The following is an 18990-nucleotide window of genomic DNA, read 5'->3' as shown; positions in this document are numbered from 1 at the left end:
ATGCTAGTTGAAACGGGTTGCGTGTTGTCGCGCAACCCGTTTATTTGTTTATATAAGGTTGACTAAAAATGAAGAAATACATATTATCGCTGGTGTTATTGGGTACATTGTTTGTGTCTATTTCGTTTATATCTAAAACAGGTTCAAATGACTCGTCCGATTACCAATCACTTTATTTCAATAGAGTACAGGAATTTAAGCAGAAGCAAAAAGCATTGTTTCAATTAATAGATGAAAGCGATCTGTCGAACGAAATGCAGATCGAAAAAATCAGAGGCGCTATTCAGCAAACGCGTGTGCAACTGAAAGGTGTTGATTTCTGGATGCGTTATTTAGAGCCCATCTCATATAAAAAAATAAATGGACCGCTTCCGGTAGAATGGGAAACAGAAGTATTTGAAAAACATGAGGCTCCCTATAAAAGAGAAGCTGCGGGTTTGACCCTGACTTATTTATATCTTGAAGAAGAACAGATTGATAAAACAGAATTGAAACGTTTGATCGGAGAATCTGTAGTGGCAACAAATGCATATCTTGCCGATTCAATTACGAAGCATATTCGCACGTACCACCATTTTTATTTGTGCAACAGATTATATTTATTAAACCTTGCAGCCATCTATACCACAGGCTTTGAATGTCCGGATACAGAACAGGTACTTCCGGAATTGTTGCGCATGTTGAAAGACGTTGATCAATTATATGCAGCATACAATAAAAGTTTTCCTGAAACAGCATTGAATGAAGAATATTTAAGTCTTTACAAAAGAACTATTGAATTTGTATTCAACCAATCAAACGACATAAATACATTTGATCACTTTACATTTATTCAACAATATATAAATCCGCTCTATGTGTTGAATCAAAAGATGATTCTTGAATACAATGTGTCAAGTAAAAGTATGGTTGATTATTCACTGAATAAAAACAGCACATCTATATTCGATAAAGATTTGTATTTTGCTCAGAATCCAAAAGGGATTTTTTCACGGGTGAGCGATACGGTAGCTCTTAAAGAGATCAATGACCTGGGCAAGTTGTTGTTTTACGATCCGATCTTATCCGGCAACAACCTGCGCAGCTGTGCATCTTGTCATTTGCCAACGCAATACTTTACAGATACTACTGTTCAAACAGCATTGCAATTTGATCGTCTAAACCGTTTGCCTAGAAATACTCCTTCACTGATAAATGTTCGGCTCAATCATTTGCTGATGCTGGATGGTGCACACATTACCATGCAAAATCAGGCAAAGGCTGTATTGATCAATCCTATAGAAATGGGCAGTACAGAAATTGAAGCATTAAGAAAAGTGTTGAACTGCAAAGAATATAATACGCGGTTTACAAAACTATTGAAGTATACTCCTCAAGAAACACAAATTACCATAGATCATCTTACCTCTGCATTGACAGCGTATTATACGAAGTTCAGCAACAGCTATGCTCCGTTTGATGAAGCTATGATTCAAAAGAAAGCAATAGATCCAGTGGTTCAGGAAGGATTTAATTTATTCATGAGCAAAGCACAATGCGCTACCTGCCATTTTGTTCCGCAATTCAATGGGGTGAAACCTCCGTATGTAAATTCAGAATTTGAAGTGATCGGTGTTCCGGGAGATAAACAGTTTGCTGCATTGAGTGCAGATAAAGGGCGTTCAACCATTTATACTTCCGATGAAATGCATCATGCATTCCGCACAGGATCTATTCGTAACGCTACCTATACCAAGCCTTACATGCACAACGGTGTGTTCAATAATCTTACAGAGGTGATTGAGTTTTATAATAATGGTGGAGGAGTGGGCAGAGGATTAACGGTTCCCAATCAAACCTTGAGTTCCGATTCGCTGCATTTAACTCCGTTGGAAATTAAAAAAATTGTTGTGTTCATTGAGTCGCTAAATGAAAATATAACATTTGAAAAACCGCCGCTGCAATTACCGGTTTCAAAAGATAAAATGCTGCTGCAGCGTAAGGTTGGAGGAGTGTATTAGTTAGTGGACAGTGGTCAGTAAACAGTGGTCAGTAAACAGTGGTCAGTAAAATAGATAATAATTAGTGTATGTATTTCAGAAATATTTGTATTGTTATTGTTGTGGTTTTTATAAGTGTGCTGATCGTTAGTTCGTGTGTATCACAAAAGAAGATTGAGTATGTTTTTCCGGATGCCATGGCGAAGCCCATTCAGGAAGAGTATTATAGATTGAGTGAAAAGGGCAGAGTGTTGTATGAAATAAATTGTGCAAGCTGTCACACCAAAAAGGTGAAAGGTAAAATGGTTATACCGGATTTTACAGAAGAACAGATGGGCGCATATTCAATCCGAATAGCCAATGAAATTCATGAAGATAAAGTATCCGAAGCACGCGTATCAGCAGAAGAACTGAATTTGATTACGTATTTCTTTACCTATAAAAAGAAGAATAAGCAGTAGATAAAACGAATTGTATTTTCTTAAAATATTTTCTGATTAAATATCTTAGCCGCGAATTTAAATCTCCAATGATTGTCATTTTAATTAAAATGTGCTATCATTGATTATATGAAAGAGTATTTCCGCAAAAGACTTTCAGAATTTGATTATCAGGAATTTCATCGGACAGCATATCAGCTCATTCCATTGTGGATAGCGTCTGTCTTAGTTGGGGTTACGGCTGTGCTTTATGCAAAAAGTTTTATTTATGTAGAAGCAATAAGTACTGAAATCTTAAATGACTATCCGGAAGCAATTTTTATTATAACACCTGTCGCATTTTTGACTTCATGGTTTTTGGTTCAGTTTTTTGCACCAATGTCTGCCGGTAGTGGCATTCCACAAGTAATGGCAGCTGTAGAGATGGAAGGCAAATCCACATTAAGCAGGCAATTATTAAATGTAAAAGTATCTGTTGTTAAGGTAATAAGTAGTTTGATTATGCTTGGTGGCGGTGGTGCAATCGGAAGAGAAGGACCTACGATACAAATCTCCGCGTCTATTTTTAGTTTTATGCATCATGCATTGCCTGAAAAATGGGAAAAATTCAGCGCACAATTAATGATTTTAACGGGTGCTGCTTCCGGTTTGGCGGCTGCATTTAATACACCGCTTGGGGGTATTGTGTTTGCTATAGAAGAACTGACACGCGTGCAATTTTCAAAATTCAGAACCACCTTATTTGTTGCAGTAATTATTTCCGGAATGACAGCTCAAGCGATGTTAGGCCCATATTTGTATTTAGGATTTCCCAAAGTGAGCATTTATGAGTATTCATTTATTTTATGGGTGATACTTACAGCAGCTATTGCAGGATTTTTAGGCGGCATGTTTGGTAGTCTGATTTTAGCCATTCATCAGTGGAAACAAACATTTAAAACACTTCGGAAACATGTAGTTGTTGTTTTGATTTTTTCATTGTCTTTTGCTTCGATTTATTATTTTTTCAATCATGCTGTAGCAGGCGCGGGTAAAGAAATATTGGAAAATCTGTTATTCATAAATAATAAGGACATTAGTTTTTCTTTAATGGTAAGTCGCTTCTTTGGGCCAATATTAAGCTTTGGAAGTGGTGGTGCAGGCGGCATTTTTGCACCTTCATTAAGTGCAGGCGGTACCGTTGGTGCGTTTATAGCATATGTTGCTGATATTGCAACAGAACATACTAACCTGTTGATACTGGCAGGCATGGTTGGCTTTTTAACAGGCGTTACACATTCTCCTTTTACATCGGCTATATTGGTGCTGGAGATGACAGATAGGCACTCGGTTATTTTTTACCTAATGTTGGCTGGTATATTCGCATATCTTTTTACCATGCTGGTGAATAAAAAGTCTGTATACGAGCATTTGAAGGAAGGCTATTTGAAATCTTTCCTGGCAAAAGAAGAGGCAAGGACCTAATTACTTTCAGTACATGCATGCTCTTTGATGATGTAGTTCATTATATACGTATATTGCGTATTGATTACGTATTCACATATTCAGCATTTTCAATTACATTCAAATGACTTTCTCTGAACTAGGTTTAAACGCCGCGCTGCTTCAATCACTCACCGAAAATAATATTTCAATACCTTCTGAAATTCAGGAGAAAGCAATTCCGTTTATTCTGAGTTCAACTAAGAATCTGCTTGCTGTTGCGCAAACAGGTACGGGAAAAACAGCAGCATTTGGATTGCCGGTGTTACAGCAGATAGATCCTAAGCTGCAACAGACACAGGTATTGGTATTGGTACCAACACGGGAACTGGGACAGCAGGTTGCAAAAGATCTCTTTGTGTTTTCGAGATACATTGTTCGGATTCATACAGAAGCTGTATATGGTGGAAAGAAGATCGAAGAGAATATTAAGAAGTTAGAAGTTCCAAGACATATACTGGTTGCTACACCCGGCCGCTTGCTGGACCTGCTTGCCAGAAAAGTTGTTGATTTAAGTTACCTGAAATTCTTGATCTTAGATGAAGCCGATGAAATGCTGAACATGGGCTTTGAGCCGGACATAGATAAAATTGTTCGTGCCTGCAAACCTTCTGTTCGTAAGCTGTTATTTACATCTACCTTGCCTGCTGCAATCAAACACATTGTTAGACAATATATGGGGAGCGATGTTGAAGAGATTCGTATCAAGCCGCAAGAGTATGTAAACCGGAACATTGATCATCAATACATTGCATATCAATACGGATATAAGTTAGAATATCTAAAAACATTTTTATTGGAACATTCTACGGAGCGCGGCATTGTATTTTGTCGTACGCAAGCTGCTGCAAAATTACTCAGACAACAATTGAAAGGTTTTAATGTTGTGGCAGATTCGTTGTATGGTGATTTGAATCAATTTGAGCGCACGAAAGTAATGGTTGCGTTTAAAGACAAACGTATCCAGGTACTTATTGCTACAGACGTGGCTGCGCGAGGTATTGATGTACAGGATCTGAATTATGTGATCCATTATCATTTGCCCGATAACGAAGCGCAGTATGTAAACCGCAGTGGGCGCACAGGTAGGGCAGGAAAGAAGGGCGTTTCGATTTGTATGTTGCAGGAAGATGAAGTGTATCACAAAGATGATTTTGAAGATGCACTGCGTATAAAATTCTCTTCGATAAAACTCGATGTTGAAATAGACCGGATAGAATCACGCCCTGTTACATTAACTATCAATGTGGGTACACGTCACGAACAAAATGCAGATACACTAAAAGAATTTTTAACACTGCAATCCGGAGTGAAAGAAGAAGCGATCAGTCATATACTGATGTACAGAGCACATGCTACGTTTGAAATAGAATCAAGATATCAGAATCAATTGATTAATAATATTCATAATACGAAGCATTTTCATCAAAAGGTAGTGGTCGAAGAAGGTTCTAAGTAATATGTTTTACGTTTTAAGAATCTAAAAATTTAGATTACATGTTATTAAGAACATTCTTAAAACGTAAAACCTAAAACGTATTACTTACATTAATTACCAGCACTTCCCCCAATCTCGTTGTATAATTGGGAGATAGATTGTCGCAGCGCAGTTTCCAGGTATTGTTGTCAGAGCCTTGTATAGCGTGGCGCAGGATATTTTTACCCAGCTTCTTATTTAGAATATCGATTGTATTTTCGAGGGCCTGTAATTTTGTATCCTGCTTTGCTTCAAATAAATTAAGCTGAACTTTTTCTTCCGGAACAATATCGGTAACGGTGATGCCGCACTTTTTATAATACGTTCCTTTCTGAAATAATTTTTGTAATCCTTTTGATGCATGCTGTATGAGTGTTGCTGTATTGTTTGTTGCCTGCGGTAGTTTAATGTAAATGCCTAAATATTTGTCGCCCGTTTGTTTCGTGAACCGACTCATTGATAACGAAACATACATGCCGCCGGCAGCACATTTTTGTTTGCGTAATTTTTCTGCACAGCTTGCAGCATGTGTGGATAGGGCTTCCTGGATGGGAGCAAATGTATTTTGTAATTCTCCGAAGGAACGTGACGTACAAATAGATTTTTTTTCTGTTAACGGCCCTTCCATCTCAATGCATGGGATACCTTTTAATTCTTTATACGTTCGTAAGCCTATTACAGAAAAATGTTGGCGTACCCATTCTTCCCGTTGATTTGCAAATTGTTCAATGGTATCAATGAAGTTTGCCTGCAGACGTTTTGCATTTCTTCTGCCAATGCCCCATACATCCTGCAGCGCGCATTCGTTCCATGTTTCTTCAATCTGATCGGGATGGATTACACGAACACCACCTGTTTTTTTTGAAAGCCGGTTTGCAAGTTTCGCTAAGGTCTTTGTTGGCGCAATGCCCACGCCTACAGGAATTCCGGTATATTGCTTTACCATATTTCGAATGGTATGGCCGAGTGTTTCAAGATCCGTATGACTTTCATTCAAATGTAAAAAAGCTTCGTCTATGGAATACACTTCTATGTCGGAAACAATGGCTTCGAGTGTCTGCATTACCCGTTCTGAAAGGTCTCCATACAAGGTATAGTTTGACGAAAATGCAATGACCTTTCCATCGCGCACCAATTCTTTCATCTTAAAAAATGGTTCACCCATCTTAACACCAAGGGCTTTGGCTTCATCCGAACGTGAGATCACGCAACCATCGTTATTGCTGAGCACAACGACAGCCTTGTTCCGGAGATCAGGCCGGAAGACACGTTCACAGGAAACGTAGAAGGAGTTGCAGTCGATGAGAGCAAACAAGAGTTTTAAGTTTTAGGTAATAAGTTTTAAGAGCGCTCTGACTAAGTTTAAAATTTTAAGAATATGATTCGTTAATGCATTCTTAAAACTTAAAACTTAAAACTTCGAACTTAAAACATTACGGTTTATGAATCACATACGTCACCACGCCCCACACTTCAAATCCCATGTTTTCAGTGATCTCCATAGGTTTGAACTTTTCGTTTTCAGGAATAAGGTAAAGTTTGTTGTTGTGTTTGCTTATGCGTTTCACGGTAAACTCACCGTTTAAAATCGCCACGACAATCTGATTGTTTCTCGGCTCTATAGAACGATCGACTACCAGTAAATCTCCGTCGTGTATAGAAGCGTTGATCATGGAGTTGCCCTTCACACGTACATAAAACGTAGCGGTTGGATGCTGTACCAGGTATTCAAAAATATCGATGCGGGTATCTAAATAATCGCCGGCCGGGCTCGGGAAACCAGCGGAAACAGCACCATCTGCCAATGGAATCGGGGCATGAAGCGCTTCAGGAAGGGTATGGAATATCTGCATAAGACTCTTATTTCTAAATATATTAGTAATTTACTAAAAATATTAGACAATAAGAATTCTATTCAAATAAGAAATTTAAGTATTTGAAATAGAGAGCGATTTATTTAAAAAATAATCGTTCGATTCCCACTCACATACACTTTCTGATCCAATACCAATTGCAGTGCTTTCGATAAAACCAGTTTTTCTACGTCTTTACCTGCAGCAGCCATCTTAATTGGGCTTAAGGTATGGTCGATCGGAATAACTTCCTGGTGAATGATCGGACCTTCGTCCAGATCCTGATTTACGAAATGCGCTGTAGCCCCAATGATCTTCACACCACGCTCATAAGCCTGTCTATAAGGGTTTGCGCCTTTAAATGCAGGTAAGAAACTATGGTGAATATTGATCATGCGGGATGGATAATGTGAGGTAAAATCATCGCTCAGAATACGCATAAACTTCGCAAGCACGATGTAATCCGGGTTGTATGATTTTAGACATGCCAACAATTCTGCTTCGTGCGTTTCTCTGCTTTTATTTTCGTGCGAAATGAAGTGATATGGAATATTGAATTTCTCTGTGTAGGCCTTTAAATGCTCGTGATTCCCGATCACCGCAACGATGTGTGCTTTCAGATTTCCAAAATAATATTTACTGATCAACTCGGTCAAACAATGTTCTTCCTTGGTAACCATGATGACAATTTTTTTCAATTCGCCTGTGCTGATAGATAAGCTATGGTCTACAGGCAAAACTGCTGCTAAGGCAGATTTTAAAACAGCCGCATCTACATCACCTTCTACAACTGTACGCATGTAAAATCGATTCAGCTGCTTTTCAACAAATTCTCTATTGCGTGTAATATTGAGATTTAAGTTCGCCAATACACCGGTGATTTTATGAATTAAGCCTTTCTGGTCTTCGCAATCGATAATAATGATCATACTAAAATTGTTCTTGAACTTCTATTTTGGTCTGTAAAACTACTATTATTTTGCCATTTAGCAGTTTCGGAGTGGCATAGATACCGGATTTTAGACAGAAATATGATTGATCTTCTTCCATATAGCCGTTTGGGGCTTCTGAAATGTATGCACCTCATCCATTTTATTTTATTAATTATCAATAATTTACAAGTACATTTTCATAGGAAGAGAACATTCAGGATGTCCGTGTTTAAGAAGATGCTGAGGCTGAAAGATTTTCGCTGTAAGTAATTTCGTCTCAAGCTTTTGAAGGAAACTAATTCTGTAAAAAAAGGGTTAATGCTTTGTATAAAATGAATTTTGAACTACATTTGTTGACTGAATTTATAAAGGTTAAATGCAAAAGTCTAACTACATAGTGTTTCTTTCCACCCCCAATACTTTTGGGGCGGTTAGCTTATTTTGTGCACCCACCCAACCTAGGCCCTAGGCCGATTTAACCTTTGGTTTCTTACGTGGAAACTACTCTCAACCCCAGCCTATAAACCGGCTGATATCACAAACATTTCACAGTTTCATAACAGTATTTAATCCATCTTTGATACTAGTTGAATCTACAGGATCCAAGCCAGTATTGAAGCGTCTATTTGAAATGAAAAAATTAAGCGTATCTGATATTAAAGTAGTAGTAGCAGGACCGGAACATAAACATTTAGCAGAAGCCATTGTTGATGAAATGGCTGAAAGTGCCAAGGCACGCGGAACAGGTATTGCTAAGCGTAGCCCGGACTACATCCGTCAGAAGATGGATGAAGGCAAGGCTATTATAGCTATAACGAAGGCCGGCGATTTTGCAGGTTTTTGCTATATTGAATCCTGGAGTCATGGCAAGTATGTGGCAAACTCCGGATTGATTGTAGCGCCTGACTTCCGTCAATATGGTTTGGCTACCAAGATCAAAGAAAAAGCTTTTGAATTGTCGCGTAAAAAATTCCCTGATGCAAAGTTATTCGGATTAACAACCTCTGCGGCTGTTATGAAGATCAACTCTGAACTGGGTTACAGACCTGCGCACTACACGGAGCTTACCAACGACGAAACATTCTGGAAAGGCTGTTCAAGCTGCATCAATTACGAGATCTTAAAAAGCAAAGATCGTAAGATGTGCATGTGTACCGCTATGGTGTACGATCCGGAAGAAAAGAAAAAGAAGAAGTGGGATTTCATCACGGAGTCTAAACTTTGGGAAAGATGGCAACGCATCAAGAATCATAAGTTGCTGAAGTCTCTGGGTAAAGGCAGCGACAAGGTGCTGATATTTCTTGGACTCGCTGAAGGTTTAAAGTAATAAGTTCTATGTTTTAAGAAAGGCATTTGCGCTTTACTAAAACAGTTCTCTCTAAATTAAAATCATAACGAATAAAAGCTTTAGGTTTTGACCTTCAGCATTAAGCTTACAAAAAAATGAAAAAGAAAGTAGTATTGGCCTTTAGTGGCGGATTGGACACAACGTATTGCGCAAAGTATTTATCAGAAGATCTAGGGTATGAATTGCATACTGCTATTGTTAACACAGGTGGGTTCTCTAAAGAAGAATTAGCAGATATTGAAAAGAAGGCATACGAATTGGGTGTTACGTCTCACACTACACTTGACATCATTGAAAAATATTATGCTGAATGTGTGAAGTACATGGTGTACGGAAACATTCTTCGTAACAATACCTATCCGCTTTCTGTAAGTGCAGAACGTGTGTTCCAGGCAATGGCTATTGCTGAGCATGCAAAGAAGGTTGGCGCTACTGCAGTGGCACACGGTTCTACTGGTGCAGGTAACGATCAGGTTCGTTTCGATGTTGTATTCATGATCATGAATCCGGGTATCGAGATCATCACACCGATCCGCGATATGAAATTATCACGTGAAGCGGAAATTGGATACCTGAAGAAAAAAGGTGTTGTGCGCGACTGGAGCAAAGCTGCATATTCAATCAATGTTGGTATCTGGGGTACAAGCGTTGGTGGTAAAGAAACATTGACGTCAGATAAAACACTTCCGGAAAGTGCATTCCCTACACAGGTTACAAAAACAGGTGAAGAAGAAATTGAATTGGAATTTGAAAAAGGACAATTGGTTGGTTTGAATGGCAAGCGCATGAAATCAACCGATGCAATTGTTGAATTAAATAAGCTCGTTGCTCCGTATGGTATCGGCCGTGACATTCACGTGGGTGATACCATCATCGGTATCAAAGGTCGCGTAGGCTTTGAAGCTGCTGCACCAATGGTAATCATCAAGGCGCATCATACATTAGAAAAGCATACGCTTACAAAATGGCAGATGTACTGGAAAGAGCAATTGGGTAACTGGTACGGAAATTTTGTACACGAAGGTCAATTCCTTGAGCCGGTAATGAGGAATATTGAAACGTTCTTAGAAGATACACAAGTAAATGTTACAGGTAAAGTAAAAGTGTTTGCTGCACCATACCGTTTCCATGTGATCGGTATTGAATCTGCACACGACTTAATGTCTGCTAAGTTTGGTAAATACGGCGAAGAGAACAATGCATGGTCTGGCGACGATGTAAAAGGCTTCTCTAAAATATTCGGTAATCAGACAATGATTTACCATAGAGTGAACGAAGACGTAAGTTCTAAGTAATACGTTTTAAGTTTTAAGAAGTCGTTACACAACGATAATTAAAATTGAATGTTTTAGAATAGTTAAAAGAAGTATTAGGAAATGATTTGATAGAGCAATCTTAAAACCTATTACCTAAAACTTAAAACATTACAAAAATGACAAAGATAAAAATAGGCATCGTTGGTGGTGCAGGATATACAGGCGGCGAGTTGCTTCGTATTTTGGTGAATCACCCGAATGCGGATATTGTATTTGTACATAGCAACAGTAACGCAGGTAATCCAATCTATAAAGTACATACGGATTTGATCGGCAGCACAGATATTATTTTTAGTAGCGAATTAAGCAGCGCTATTGATGTATTGTTCTTGTGTGTTGGTCATGGTGATGCAATAAAATTCTTACGGGCAAATCCGATTGAGTCGCATATTAAGATCATTGACTTAAGTCAGGATTTTCGTATTGAAAAAGAAGGCAACGATTTTATTTACGGCTTGCCTGAATTGCAGCGTGATAAAATTAAGAACGCAAAAAATATTGCTAATCCAGGTTGTTTCGCTACAGCAATTCAATTGGGCTTACTGCCGCTTGCTGCAGAGAAAGTGTTAACGAGTGATGTGCATGTATCTGGTATTACAGGTTCGACGGGGGCCGGACAATCGTTATCGCAGACCTCTCACTTCAGCTGGAGAAATAATAATATGTCTGTTTACAAGGCACTAAATCATCAGCACTTAAAAGAGATTCGTCAGAGTTTAAAAAATCTGCAATCTTCATTAGATAAAAACATTCATTTCATTCCATACCGTGGCGACTTTACACGTGGTATCATAGCAACCATGTATACGCCGTGCAGCTGGACAATTGAAGAAGCCGTTGCAAAATACAAAGCGTATTATGCATCGCATCCATTCACGCATGTGGTAGATGAGAACATTGATCTGAAACAAGTGGTGAATACAAACAACTGTTTGTTGTATCTGGAAAAACACGGTGATCAGTTAATGATCGTTAGCATTATCGACAACTTATTGAAAGGTGCTTCCGGTCATGCGGTTCAGAATATGAATTTGATGTTCGGTTTAGAAGAGACTACGGGCTTAAGGTTGAAGGCAGCGTCATTTTAAAGTAATACGTTTTGAGTAATAAGTTCTAAGAACTGCACTAACGAGTTTCATCTCTTAAAACGTATTACTTAGAACTTATTACTCTTTTGGAATTTATACCACAAAATTAAAATATTAACAATATGCGTTTATTCGACGTCTATCCCCTAATCCCAATCGAACCTGTAAAAGCATTAGGCTCTCGTCTTTGGGATGCATCAGGTACTGAATATTTAGATCTGTATGGTGGTCATGCTGTGATCTCTATTGGACATGCACATCCGTACTACGTACAAAAAATTACCGATCAATTAAATAAAATTGGTTTCTACTCCAACTCCGTTATCATTTCTCTTCAACAAGAGTTAGCAGATAAATTAGGAGCATTGAGCGGTCATGACGATTATCAATTGTTTCTTTGCAACTCAGGTGCAGAAGCAAATGAAAATGCATTGAAACTTGCTTCATTCCACAATGGCAAGAAAAAGATCATTGCTTTCAAAAAAGGTTTCCACGGAAGAACATCATTAGCTGTTGCCGCTACCGACAATCCTTCTATCGTAGCACCTGTGAATGAAACAGACAACATCATCTTCTTGCCATGGAACGATGAAACAGCGTTAGAAGCAACATTCAAGTTAAATGGCAAGCACATTTGTGCGGTAATTACTGAAGGTATACAAGGCGTTGGTGGTATTCATGAAGCATCCATTTCTATGCTGAAAAAGATTCGTACGCTTTGTGATCAGCATAATGCGGTTTACATTGCTGACTCTGTTCAATGTGGTTATGGTCGCAGCGGTAAATTCTACTCTCATGATTTTGCGGGTGTATCAGCTGATATTTACACAATGGCAAAAGGGATGGGTAATGGTTTTCCAATTGGTGCAATCAGTATTGCTCCGCATTTAAAACCAAAACACGGTTTGTTAGGTACAACATTTGGCGGTAACCATTTGGCATGTGCTGCAGCAATTGCTGTGTTGGATGTGATCAAAGAAGAAAATTTAATAGAGCATACAGCTCAAATAGGCGATTATATTATAAAAGAAGCACGCAAGATACAAGGTGTAAAAGAAGTGCGTGGTAAAGGTTTAATGATTGGTATTGAACTTGAAATTCCATGTGCAGACATTCGCAATACCTTGTTAAGCGAATACAAAATGTTTACGGGTTCATCTTCAGATAAATTTACGATTCGTATTTTACCTGCATTGAATTTGAAAAAATCAGATGCAGATGCATTCTTAGATGCGTTAAAAGCAGTGTTGGAAAAGAGTTTGAAAAACGCGTAAATCTTTTGGCCTTCAGTTTAAAAAAATATGAAAAACGTTCTTTCGATTTTACTTGTGGCACTAGTAATGTGTTCATGCTCAAATTCAGCACAAGAGTGTGATGGAGTGGAAGCAAGTCATATATTAACAATGGCTAAGACGCCAGAAGAATTCAAAGCCGCTGAAGATACGGCAAAAGTAATTCTTGCAAAGTTGGAAAAGGGTGAATCATTTGAAGATCTAGCTTTGCAGTATGGATCTGACGGTACAAAAAGTAAAGGCGGTCACTTAGGATGGTTTACGCGCGGCGCAATGGTACAGCCATTCGAAGATTCATGTTTTAGTGTAGCTGTTAACCAACCTACAATTGTGACAACACAGTTCGGAGTACATGTTATCAATGTGAACGAAAAGAGTACTCCTTGTAAATAAGAAATTTCATGAAATACTTCGCTTTCTTATTGGCTATATGTGTGGTCACTTTTTTTTCTTTTGTAGAAAAAAAATGTTGCAGTGTTAAAGCATATCATATTTTACTCTCTGCTCCTAATAAAACAGAAACTGAATTTGAGGAAGCTGATAAATTAGCTCAAGAAATTATTACAAAAATTAATGCAGGAGAGTCGTTTGCTGTTTTAGCCAAAAAATATGGTTGTGATGGTACTGCTAAGACAGGTGGCGAATTAGATTGGTTTGAACGTGGTGTGATGGTAAAACCATTTGAAGATGCATGTTTTGCTGCTGAATTAAATACTCCTTTTGCGGTAAGAACACAATGGGGAGTTCATGTAGTTAAAGTAACAGATAAAAAAATTGTCCCTTGCAAATAATTATTCGATGAAAAATTTTATTTCTGTAAAAGACGTTCTTGATATTCCAGGCTTGGTTAAAGAAGCATTAGAATTAAAAAAGAATCCATACAATTTTAAAAAGCTTGGTGAAAATAAAACGATTGGTTTGATTTTCTTAAATCCAAGTTTACGTACGCGTATCAGTACGCAGAAAGCTGCAAAGAATCTGGGGATGGATACGATCGTAATGAACATGGATAAAGAAGGCTGGGCACTTGAAACACAAGACGGGGTGATCATGAACCACAACACAGTTGAACACATTCGTGAAGCTGCTGCGGTTATGGGCCAGTATTGCGATATCATTGGTGTTCGTTCTTTTCCACGCTTGGTTGATAAGCACGAAGATTATTCCGAAGACTTTTTCAATAAATTTATAAAATACGCAGGTGTACCGATTGTAAGTTTAGAGAGTGCAACATTGCACCCATTACAATCGCTTGCTGATCTGATTACAATTGAAGAGACAAAAACAAAAGCTCGTCCGAAGGTTGTATTAACCTGGGCACCACATATTAAATCCTTACCGCAAGCTGTTGCAAATTCATTCGCTGAATGGATGACACGTGCAGATGTAGAGTTTGTGATCACGCACCCCGAAGGGTATAATTTAGCAAAAGAATTCACGGGCAATGCCCGCATTGAATACAATCAGGACAAAGCCTTAGAAGGTGCTGACTATGTATATGTAAAGAACTGGTCTTCGTACGAAGATTATGGTAAGGTACATTCCATGGACAGTCATTGGATGATGACCAATGAAAAATTGAAATTAACAGACAATGCAAAAGTGATGCACTGTTTGCCTGTTCGTCGTGGTATTGAATTAGCAGACGAAATTCTGGATGGGCCGAATTCACTGGTTATCCAGGAAGCAGGAAATAGAGTATGGGCTGCACAGGCGGTTCTCAAAAGTATGCTGGAAAGTATTAAGTAATATGTTCTAAGTAATAAGTTTTAAGAGGGGGATATCTTAAGATTTAAATAAATTAATGATTTTTTTCAATAGCTATGCAGAATTATAAAAAGTTGCATGTTTGGAATAAAAGCCATGCATTAACTTTAAATGTATATTGTCAAACTAAACTATTTCCTAAAGAGGAATTGTTCAGTTTAACAAGCCAGTTCAGGAGGTCATCTGTATCCATTGCTGCTAATATTGCAGAAGGTTGTGGTAAATCTTCACGCAGAGATTGTAGACGATTCTTTGAAATCGCATTAGGTTCTGCAAATGAAACTGAATATTATATAATATTGTCTAAAGACCTGTCATATTTGAAAGAAGAAATATATAATGAATTATTCTCTCAGATAAATGAAGTTAAAGCAATGTTAATTAGTCTTATAAAAAAGCAAACGTTAAGTATCGAGTCTTAAAACTTATTAAGTAATATGTTCTACGTTTTAAGAGCGCTATTAGTTAACAGTTGAGGTTAATAAATAGGAGTCTTTGGATTTAAGATGCTTAATAATAAAGTTAAAGTAATTAATTAATATCATAAGAAAGCAAACGTTAAGTATCGAGTCTTAAAACTTATTACTTAAAACTTATTACTTGCATGCAGAAACTATACGTAATTAAAGTCGGAGGCAACATCATCGATAACCCGGAGGCACTACAAAGCTTCCTTTATGATTTTGCGTCACTGAAAGAAAATAAAATACTGGTTCACGGTGGTGGAAAAGTAGCTACGGAGATCAGTAAAGGTTTGGGCATTGAAGCGCAGATGGTAGACGGCAGAAGAATTACCGATGCTGAAACCTTGAAGATCGTTACCATGGTATACGGTGGTTTGATCAACAAAAACATTGTTGCCAAACTTCAGGCAAATAGCTGCAATGCTATTGGTTTAACCGGTGCAGATGCAAACATCATGTTGTCTTCTAAACGTCCGCTTAAGAATGGTATTGATTATGGTTTTGTGGGTGATGTAGAAAAAGTACATTCGCAGCCGTTGGTGCATTTGTTATCACAAGGTATTACACCGGTTATGGCTCCGCTTACACACGATGGTAAGGGAACAATGCTGAATACAAATGCGGATACGGTTGCTTCTGAATTGGCGGTTGCTTTATCCAATACGTTTGTTGTGAATCTTGTATACTGCTTTGAATTGAAAGGTGTATTGAGAGATTTCGAAGATAAAGATTCTGTGATCAGCGATATCAATCCGTCAACGTATGAAGAGTTGAAATCAACAGGAGTAATCAACAAAGGAATGATCCCGAAATTGGATAACTCTTTTGCTGCTATAAACGCTGGTGTTTCTTCTGTCATTATTTGTCAGGCCGAGTCATTGGTAGAATTAATAAATGAAAACAAAACAGTTGGAACGAAGCTAGTTTCTAGCCACTAGTTACTAGGTACTAGACAATAGAAATAAAATTAATAATATTAAAACAGGGTGGTTGATAGATACGTCTAGTAACTAGCACCTCGAAACTGGAAACTAAAGTCATGTTACAGAAATTGCAAAAAGACGCCATTGAATTATTGAAGACCTTGATCAAAACAGAGTCGTTCAGTAAAGAAGAACACAACACTGCAGAGATCTTAAATACTTTTTTGGTTGAACGTGGAGTTGAAACCATTCGTGAAAAAAATAACGTTTGGGCGTTCAATAAACATTTTGATAAGAACAAACCAACGATCTTGTTGAACTCTCATCATGATACAGTAAAGCCTAACCCTGGGTATACAAACGATCCGTTCGAGCCGATTGTGAAAGATGGTAAGTTGTTTGGTTTGGGAAGCAACGATGCAGGCGGCTGCTTGGTTTCGTTGATTGCTACCTTCCTTCATTTCTACAACGAACAAAATTTGAAATACAATTTCTGTATAGCTGCAACGGCTGAAGAAGAAATTTCAGGTTTTGATGGATTGGAATTGGTTTATCCAAAACTTGGTCCGATTGATTTTGCAATCGTAGGTGAACCAACACTAATGGATATTGCAGTTGCTGAAAAAGGTCTGATGGTTGTTGATTGCGTTGCTGTGGGTAAGGCAGGACATGCTGCACGCGAAGAAGGAGAGAATGCCATCTACATTGCATTAAAAGATATCGACTGGATCCGTAATTATAAATTCGAACGCATCTCCCCGCATTTGGGACCTATGAAAATGTCGGTAACCATTATCAATGCAGGTTACCAGCACAACGTAGTTCCAGAGAAATGTCACTTCACAATTGATGTACGTATTACGGAAGAATATAAAAACGAAGAAGTATTAAAGATCATCGACGATAATATTCAGTCTGAAGTAAATCCGCGTTCGGTACGTTTACGGCCGTCATTCATTGATCCGGACCATGAATTGGTGCATGCAGCAATCAAGCATGGTGCTAAAACATACGGTTCACCAACTACATCCGATCAGGCATTGATTCCGGTGCCATCTGTTAAAATGGGGCCAGGCAATTCTGCCCGTTCGCATACAGCTAATGAATTTATCTGGTTGATCGAGATCGAAGAGGGAATTGAGAAGTACATTAAAGTATTGTCAGAAATAGTTATTAGTCGCTAGTTTCTAGTCTCTAGTACAAAATTATTAAATTAACATTGCTGTTACATCTAGTAACTAGCAACTCGTAACTGGACACTATTATGAAATTGTGGCAAAAAGATACAGAAGTAAATAAAGACATTGAACGTTTCACTGTTGGAAAAGATCGCGAAATGGATCTGTTCCTTGCACCGTTTGATGTACTGGGTTCAATGGCACACATCACGATGCTGGAGAGTATTGGATTGATTGGCAAAGAAGAACTTCCTGTATTGCTGAATGAACTTCGTACAATTTATAAAGAGATCGAAGAAGGTCAATTTACGATTGAAGACGGTGTTGAAGATGTACACTCACAAGTTGAGTTGATCTTAACACGTCGCCTTGGTGATTTAGGTAAGAAGATCCACAGCGGCCGTTCCCGTAACGATCAGGTGCTTGTCGATTTAAAATTGTTTACTCGTCACGCCATTCGTGAGACAGTTGAAAATACAAAAGAGTTATTCGATACACTTATTTCTCAAAGTGATAAATATAAATCTGTTATTATTCCTGGATATACACATTTGCAGATTGCTATGCCTTCTTCTTTCGGCTTGTGGTTTGGTGCCTATGCAGAGAGTTTAGCAGATGATATGCATATGATGCTTGCAGGTTATCGCATCAGCAATAAAAATCCATTGGGTTCTGCAGCAGGTTACGGTTCTTCGTTTCCGTTGAACCGCACCATGACAACAAACCTGTTGGGTTTTGCAGAGTTGAATCACAATGTTGTATATGCGCAAATGGGCCGTGGTAAAACAGAGAAAAATGTTACTGCTGCGCTAGCTTCAATTGCAGCTACCTTAGGTAGAATGTCAATGGATGTATGCTTATACATGAATCAGAATTTTGATTTCATGACCTTGCCGGATGAATTGACAACAGGTTCAAGTATTATGCCACATAAGAAAAATCCGGATGTATTTGAATTGATCCGTGCACGTTGCAATCGTTTGCAGGCATTGCCAAATGAGATCTCTATGATCATGGCAAATCTTCCGTCCGGTTACCACCGCGATATGCAATTGATCAAAGAAAACTTTATTCCTGCTTTTCAGGATATCAATGATTGTTTGCGTATTGCAAACTTTATGCTGAAGCAGGTAAAAGTAAAAGAGAATATTGTGAAAGACCCGAAGTACTTGTACATGTATAGTGTAGAGGTGGTAAACAATATGGTTCTGGAAGGAACACCTTTCCGTGATGCATATAAAAAGGTCGGTGGTATGATCGAAGATAAAACATTCACAGCATTAGATACCATCAATCATACGCACGAAGGCAGCATAGGAAATCTTATGCATAAAGAAATTAAAGCTTCTATGCAGAAGGTATTGGATGCCTTTGAATTCAATAAAGTAGATGTAGCAATACAAGCGTTATTGAAGCAAATGTGATATAAGAGAATAAAATCAATTTTAATG

At 38.1% G+C, this 18990-nt stretch carries 18 protein-coding genes; 15 read left to right on the top strand and 3 right to left on the bottom strand.

What is annotated here, in order from left to right; translation table 11 throughout:
* Positions 1-68: 68 nt before the first annotated feature.
* From A3EE_RS0116300 to A3EE_RS0116285, 4 genes are all read left to right on the top strand, one after another.
* Positions 69-2000 carry a cytochrome-c peroxidase gene (locus A3EE_RS0116300; RefSeq protein WP_018344513.1) on the top strand — a complete coding sequence of 644 codons (1932 nt, stop codon included), beginning with the start codon at positions 69-71 and terminating at the stop codon, positions 1998-2000.
* Positions 2001-2068: 68 nt separating this feature from the next.
* On the top strand, positions 2069-2440 hold the full coding sequence (locus A3EE_RS0116295; protein WP_083921286.1) for a c-type cytochrome: 372 nt from the start codon (positions 2069-2071) through the stop codon (positions 2438-2440).
* Positions 2441-2548: 108 nt separating this feature from the next.
* Complete coding sequence (locus tag A3EE_RS0116290) at positions 2549-3883, top strand: chloride channel protein (protein WP_018344511.1); 1335 nt, start codon at positions 2549-2551, stop codon at positions 3881-3883.
* A 103-nt stretch (positions 3884-3986) separates the two neighbouring features.
* Positions 3987-5360 (top strand): DEAD/DEAH box helicase, encoded by a 1374-nt coding sequence (locus A3EE_RS0116285; protein ID WP_018344510.1) that lies wholly within the window; start codon positions 3987-3989, stop codon positions 5358-5360.
* Between the two features lie 70 nt (positions 5361-5430).
* On the opposite strand, the gene A3EE_RS0116280 is transcribed toward A3EE_RS0116285, so the two are convergent.
* From A3EE_RS0116280 to purU, 3 genes are all read right to left on the bottom strand, one after another.
* Positions 5431-6693, bottom strand: a complete 1263-nt coding sequence (locus A3EE_RS0116280) for a Y-family DNA polymerase (RefSeq protein WP_026209826.1) — start codon at positions 6691-6693, stop codon at positions 5431-5433.
* Between the two features lie 118 nt (positions 6694-6811).
* Positions 6812-7231, bottom strand: a complete 420-nt coding sequence (locus A3EE_RS0116275) for a LexA family protein (RefSeq protein WP_018344508.1) — start codon at positions 7229-7231, stop codon at positions 6812-6814.
* Between the two features lie 104 nt (positions 7232-7335).
* The gene (gene purU / locus A3EE_RS0116270; RefSeq protein ID WP_018344507.1) at positions 7336-8160 is read right to left on the bottom strand and encodes a formyltetrahydrofolate deformylase; all 825 of its coding nucleotides are present in this window, start codon (positions 8158-8160) and stop codon (positions 7336-7338) included.
* Positions 8161-8794: 634 nt separating this feature from the next.
* Between purU and A3EE_RS0116260 the strand changes: the two genes are divergently transcribed.
* From A3EE_RS0116260 to argH, 11 genes are all read left to right on the top strand, one after another.
* The gene (locus tag A3EE_RS0116260) at positions 8795-9490 is read left to right on the top strand and encodes a GNAT family N-acetyltransferase (RefSeq protein ID WP_018344505.1); all 696 of its coding nucleotides are present in this window, start codon (positions 8795-8797) and stop codon (positions 9488-9490) included.
* A 116-nt stretch (positions 9491-9606) separates the two neighbouring features.
* Positions 9607-10806 carry an argininosuccinate synthase gene (locus A3EE_RS0116255; RefSeq protein ID WP_018344504.1) on the top strand — a complete coding sequence of 400 codons (1200 nt, stop codon included), beginning with the start codon at positions 9607-9609 and terminating at the stop codon, positions 10804-10806.
* Positions 10807-10943: 137 nt separating this feature from the next.
* Positions 10944-11915: an N-acetyl-gamma-glutamyl-phosphate reductase gene (argC, locus tag A3EE_RS0116250; RefSeq protein WP_018344503.1), complete on the top strand. Its 972-nt coding sequence runs from the start codon at positions 10944-10946 to the stop codon at positions 11913-11915.
* 122 nt (positions 11916-12037) lie between these two features.
* A complete protein-coding gene (locus A3EE_RS0116245) occupies positions 12038-13189 on the top strand; it encodes an aspartate aminotransferase family protein (RefSeq protein ID WP_018344502.1) in 1152 nt (383 codons plus the stop codon).
* A gap of 27 nt (positions 13190-13216) precedes the next feature.
* Positions 13217-13600 (top strand): peptidylprolyl isomerase, encoded by a 384-nt coding sequence (locus tag A3EE_RS0116240; RefSeq protein ID WP_033418206.1) that lies wholly within the window; start codon positions 13217-13219, stop codon positions 13598-13600.
* Positions 13601-13608: 8 nt separating this feature from the next.
* Complete coding sequence (locus A3EE_RS0116235; protein ID WP_018344500.1) at positions 13609-13998, top strand: peptidylprolyl isomerase; 390 nt, start codon at positions 13609-13611, stop codon at positions 13996-13998.
* A 7-nt stretch (positions 13999-14005) separates the two neighbouring features.
* Complete coding sequence (locus tag A3EE_RS0116230; protein WP_018344499.1) at positions 14006-14956, top strand: Rossmann-fold NAD(P)-binding domain-containing protein; 951 nt, start codon at positions 14006-14008, stop codon at positions 14954-14956.
* Positions 14957-15030: 74 nt separating this feature from the next.
* Positions 15031-15396: a four helix bundle protein gene (locus tag A3EE_RS0116225; protein ID WP_018344498.1), complete on the top strand. Its 366-nt coding sequence runs from the start codon at positions 15031-15033 to the stop codon at positions 15394-15396.
* A 182-nt stretch (positions 15397-15578) separates the two neighbouring features.
* A complete protein-coding gene (argB, locus tag A3EE_RS0116220) occupies positions 15579-16376 on the top strand; it encodes an acetylglutamate kinase (RefSeq protein ID WP_018344497.1) in 798 nt (265 codons plus the stop codon).
* Positions 16377-16477: 101 nt separating this feature from the next.
* Positions 16478-17545 (top strand): M20 family metallo-hydrolase, encoded by a 1068-nt coding sequence (locus tag A3EE_RS0116215; protein WP_018344496.1) that lies wholly within the window; start codon positions 16478-16480, stop codon positions 17543-17545.
* Between the two features lie 80 nt (positions 17546-17625).
* Positions 17626-18963, top strand: a complete 1338-nt coding sequence (gene argH, locus A3EE_RS0116210) for an argininosuccinate lyase (protein WP_018344495.1) — start codon at positions 17626-17628, stop codon at positions 18961-18963.
* Positions 18964-18990 lie beyond the last annotated feature (27 nt).

The organism is Cytophaga aurantiaca DSM 3654 (assembly GCF_000379725.1).
GTDB classification, from domain to species: Bacteria; Bacteroidota; Bacteroidia; order Cytophagales; family Cytophagaceae; genus Cytophaga; species Cytophaga aurantiaca.
This window is presented reverse-complemented; position numbering and strand designations above follow the sequence as displayed.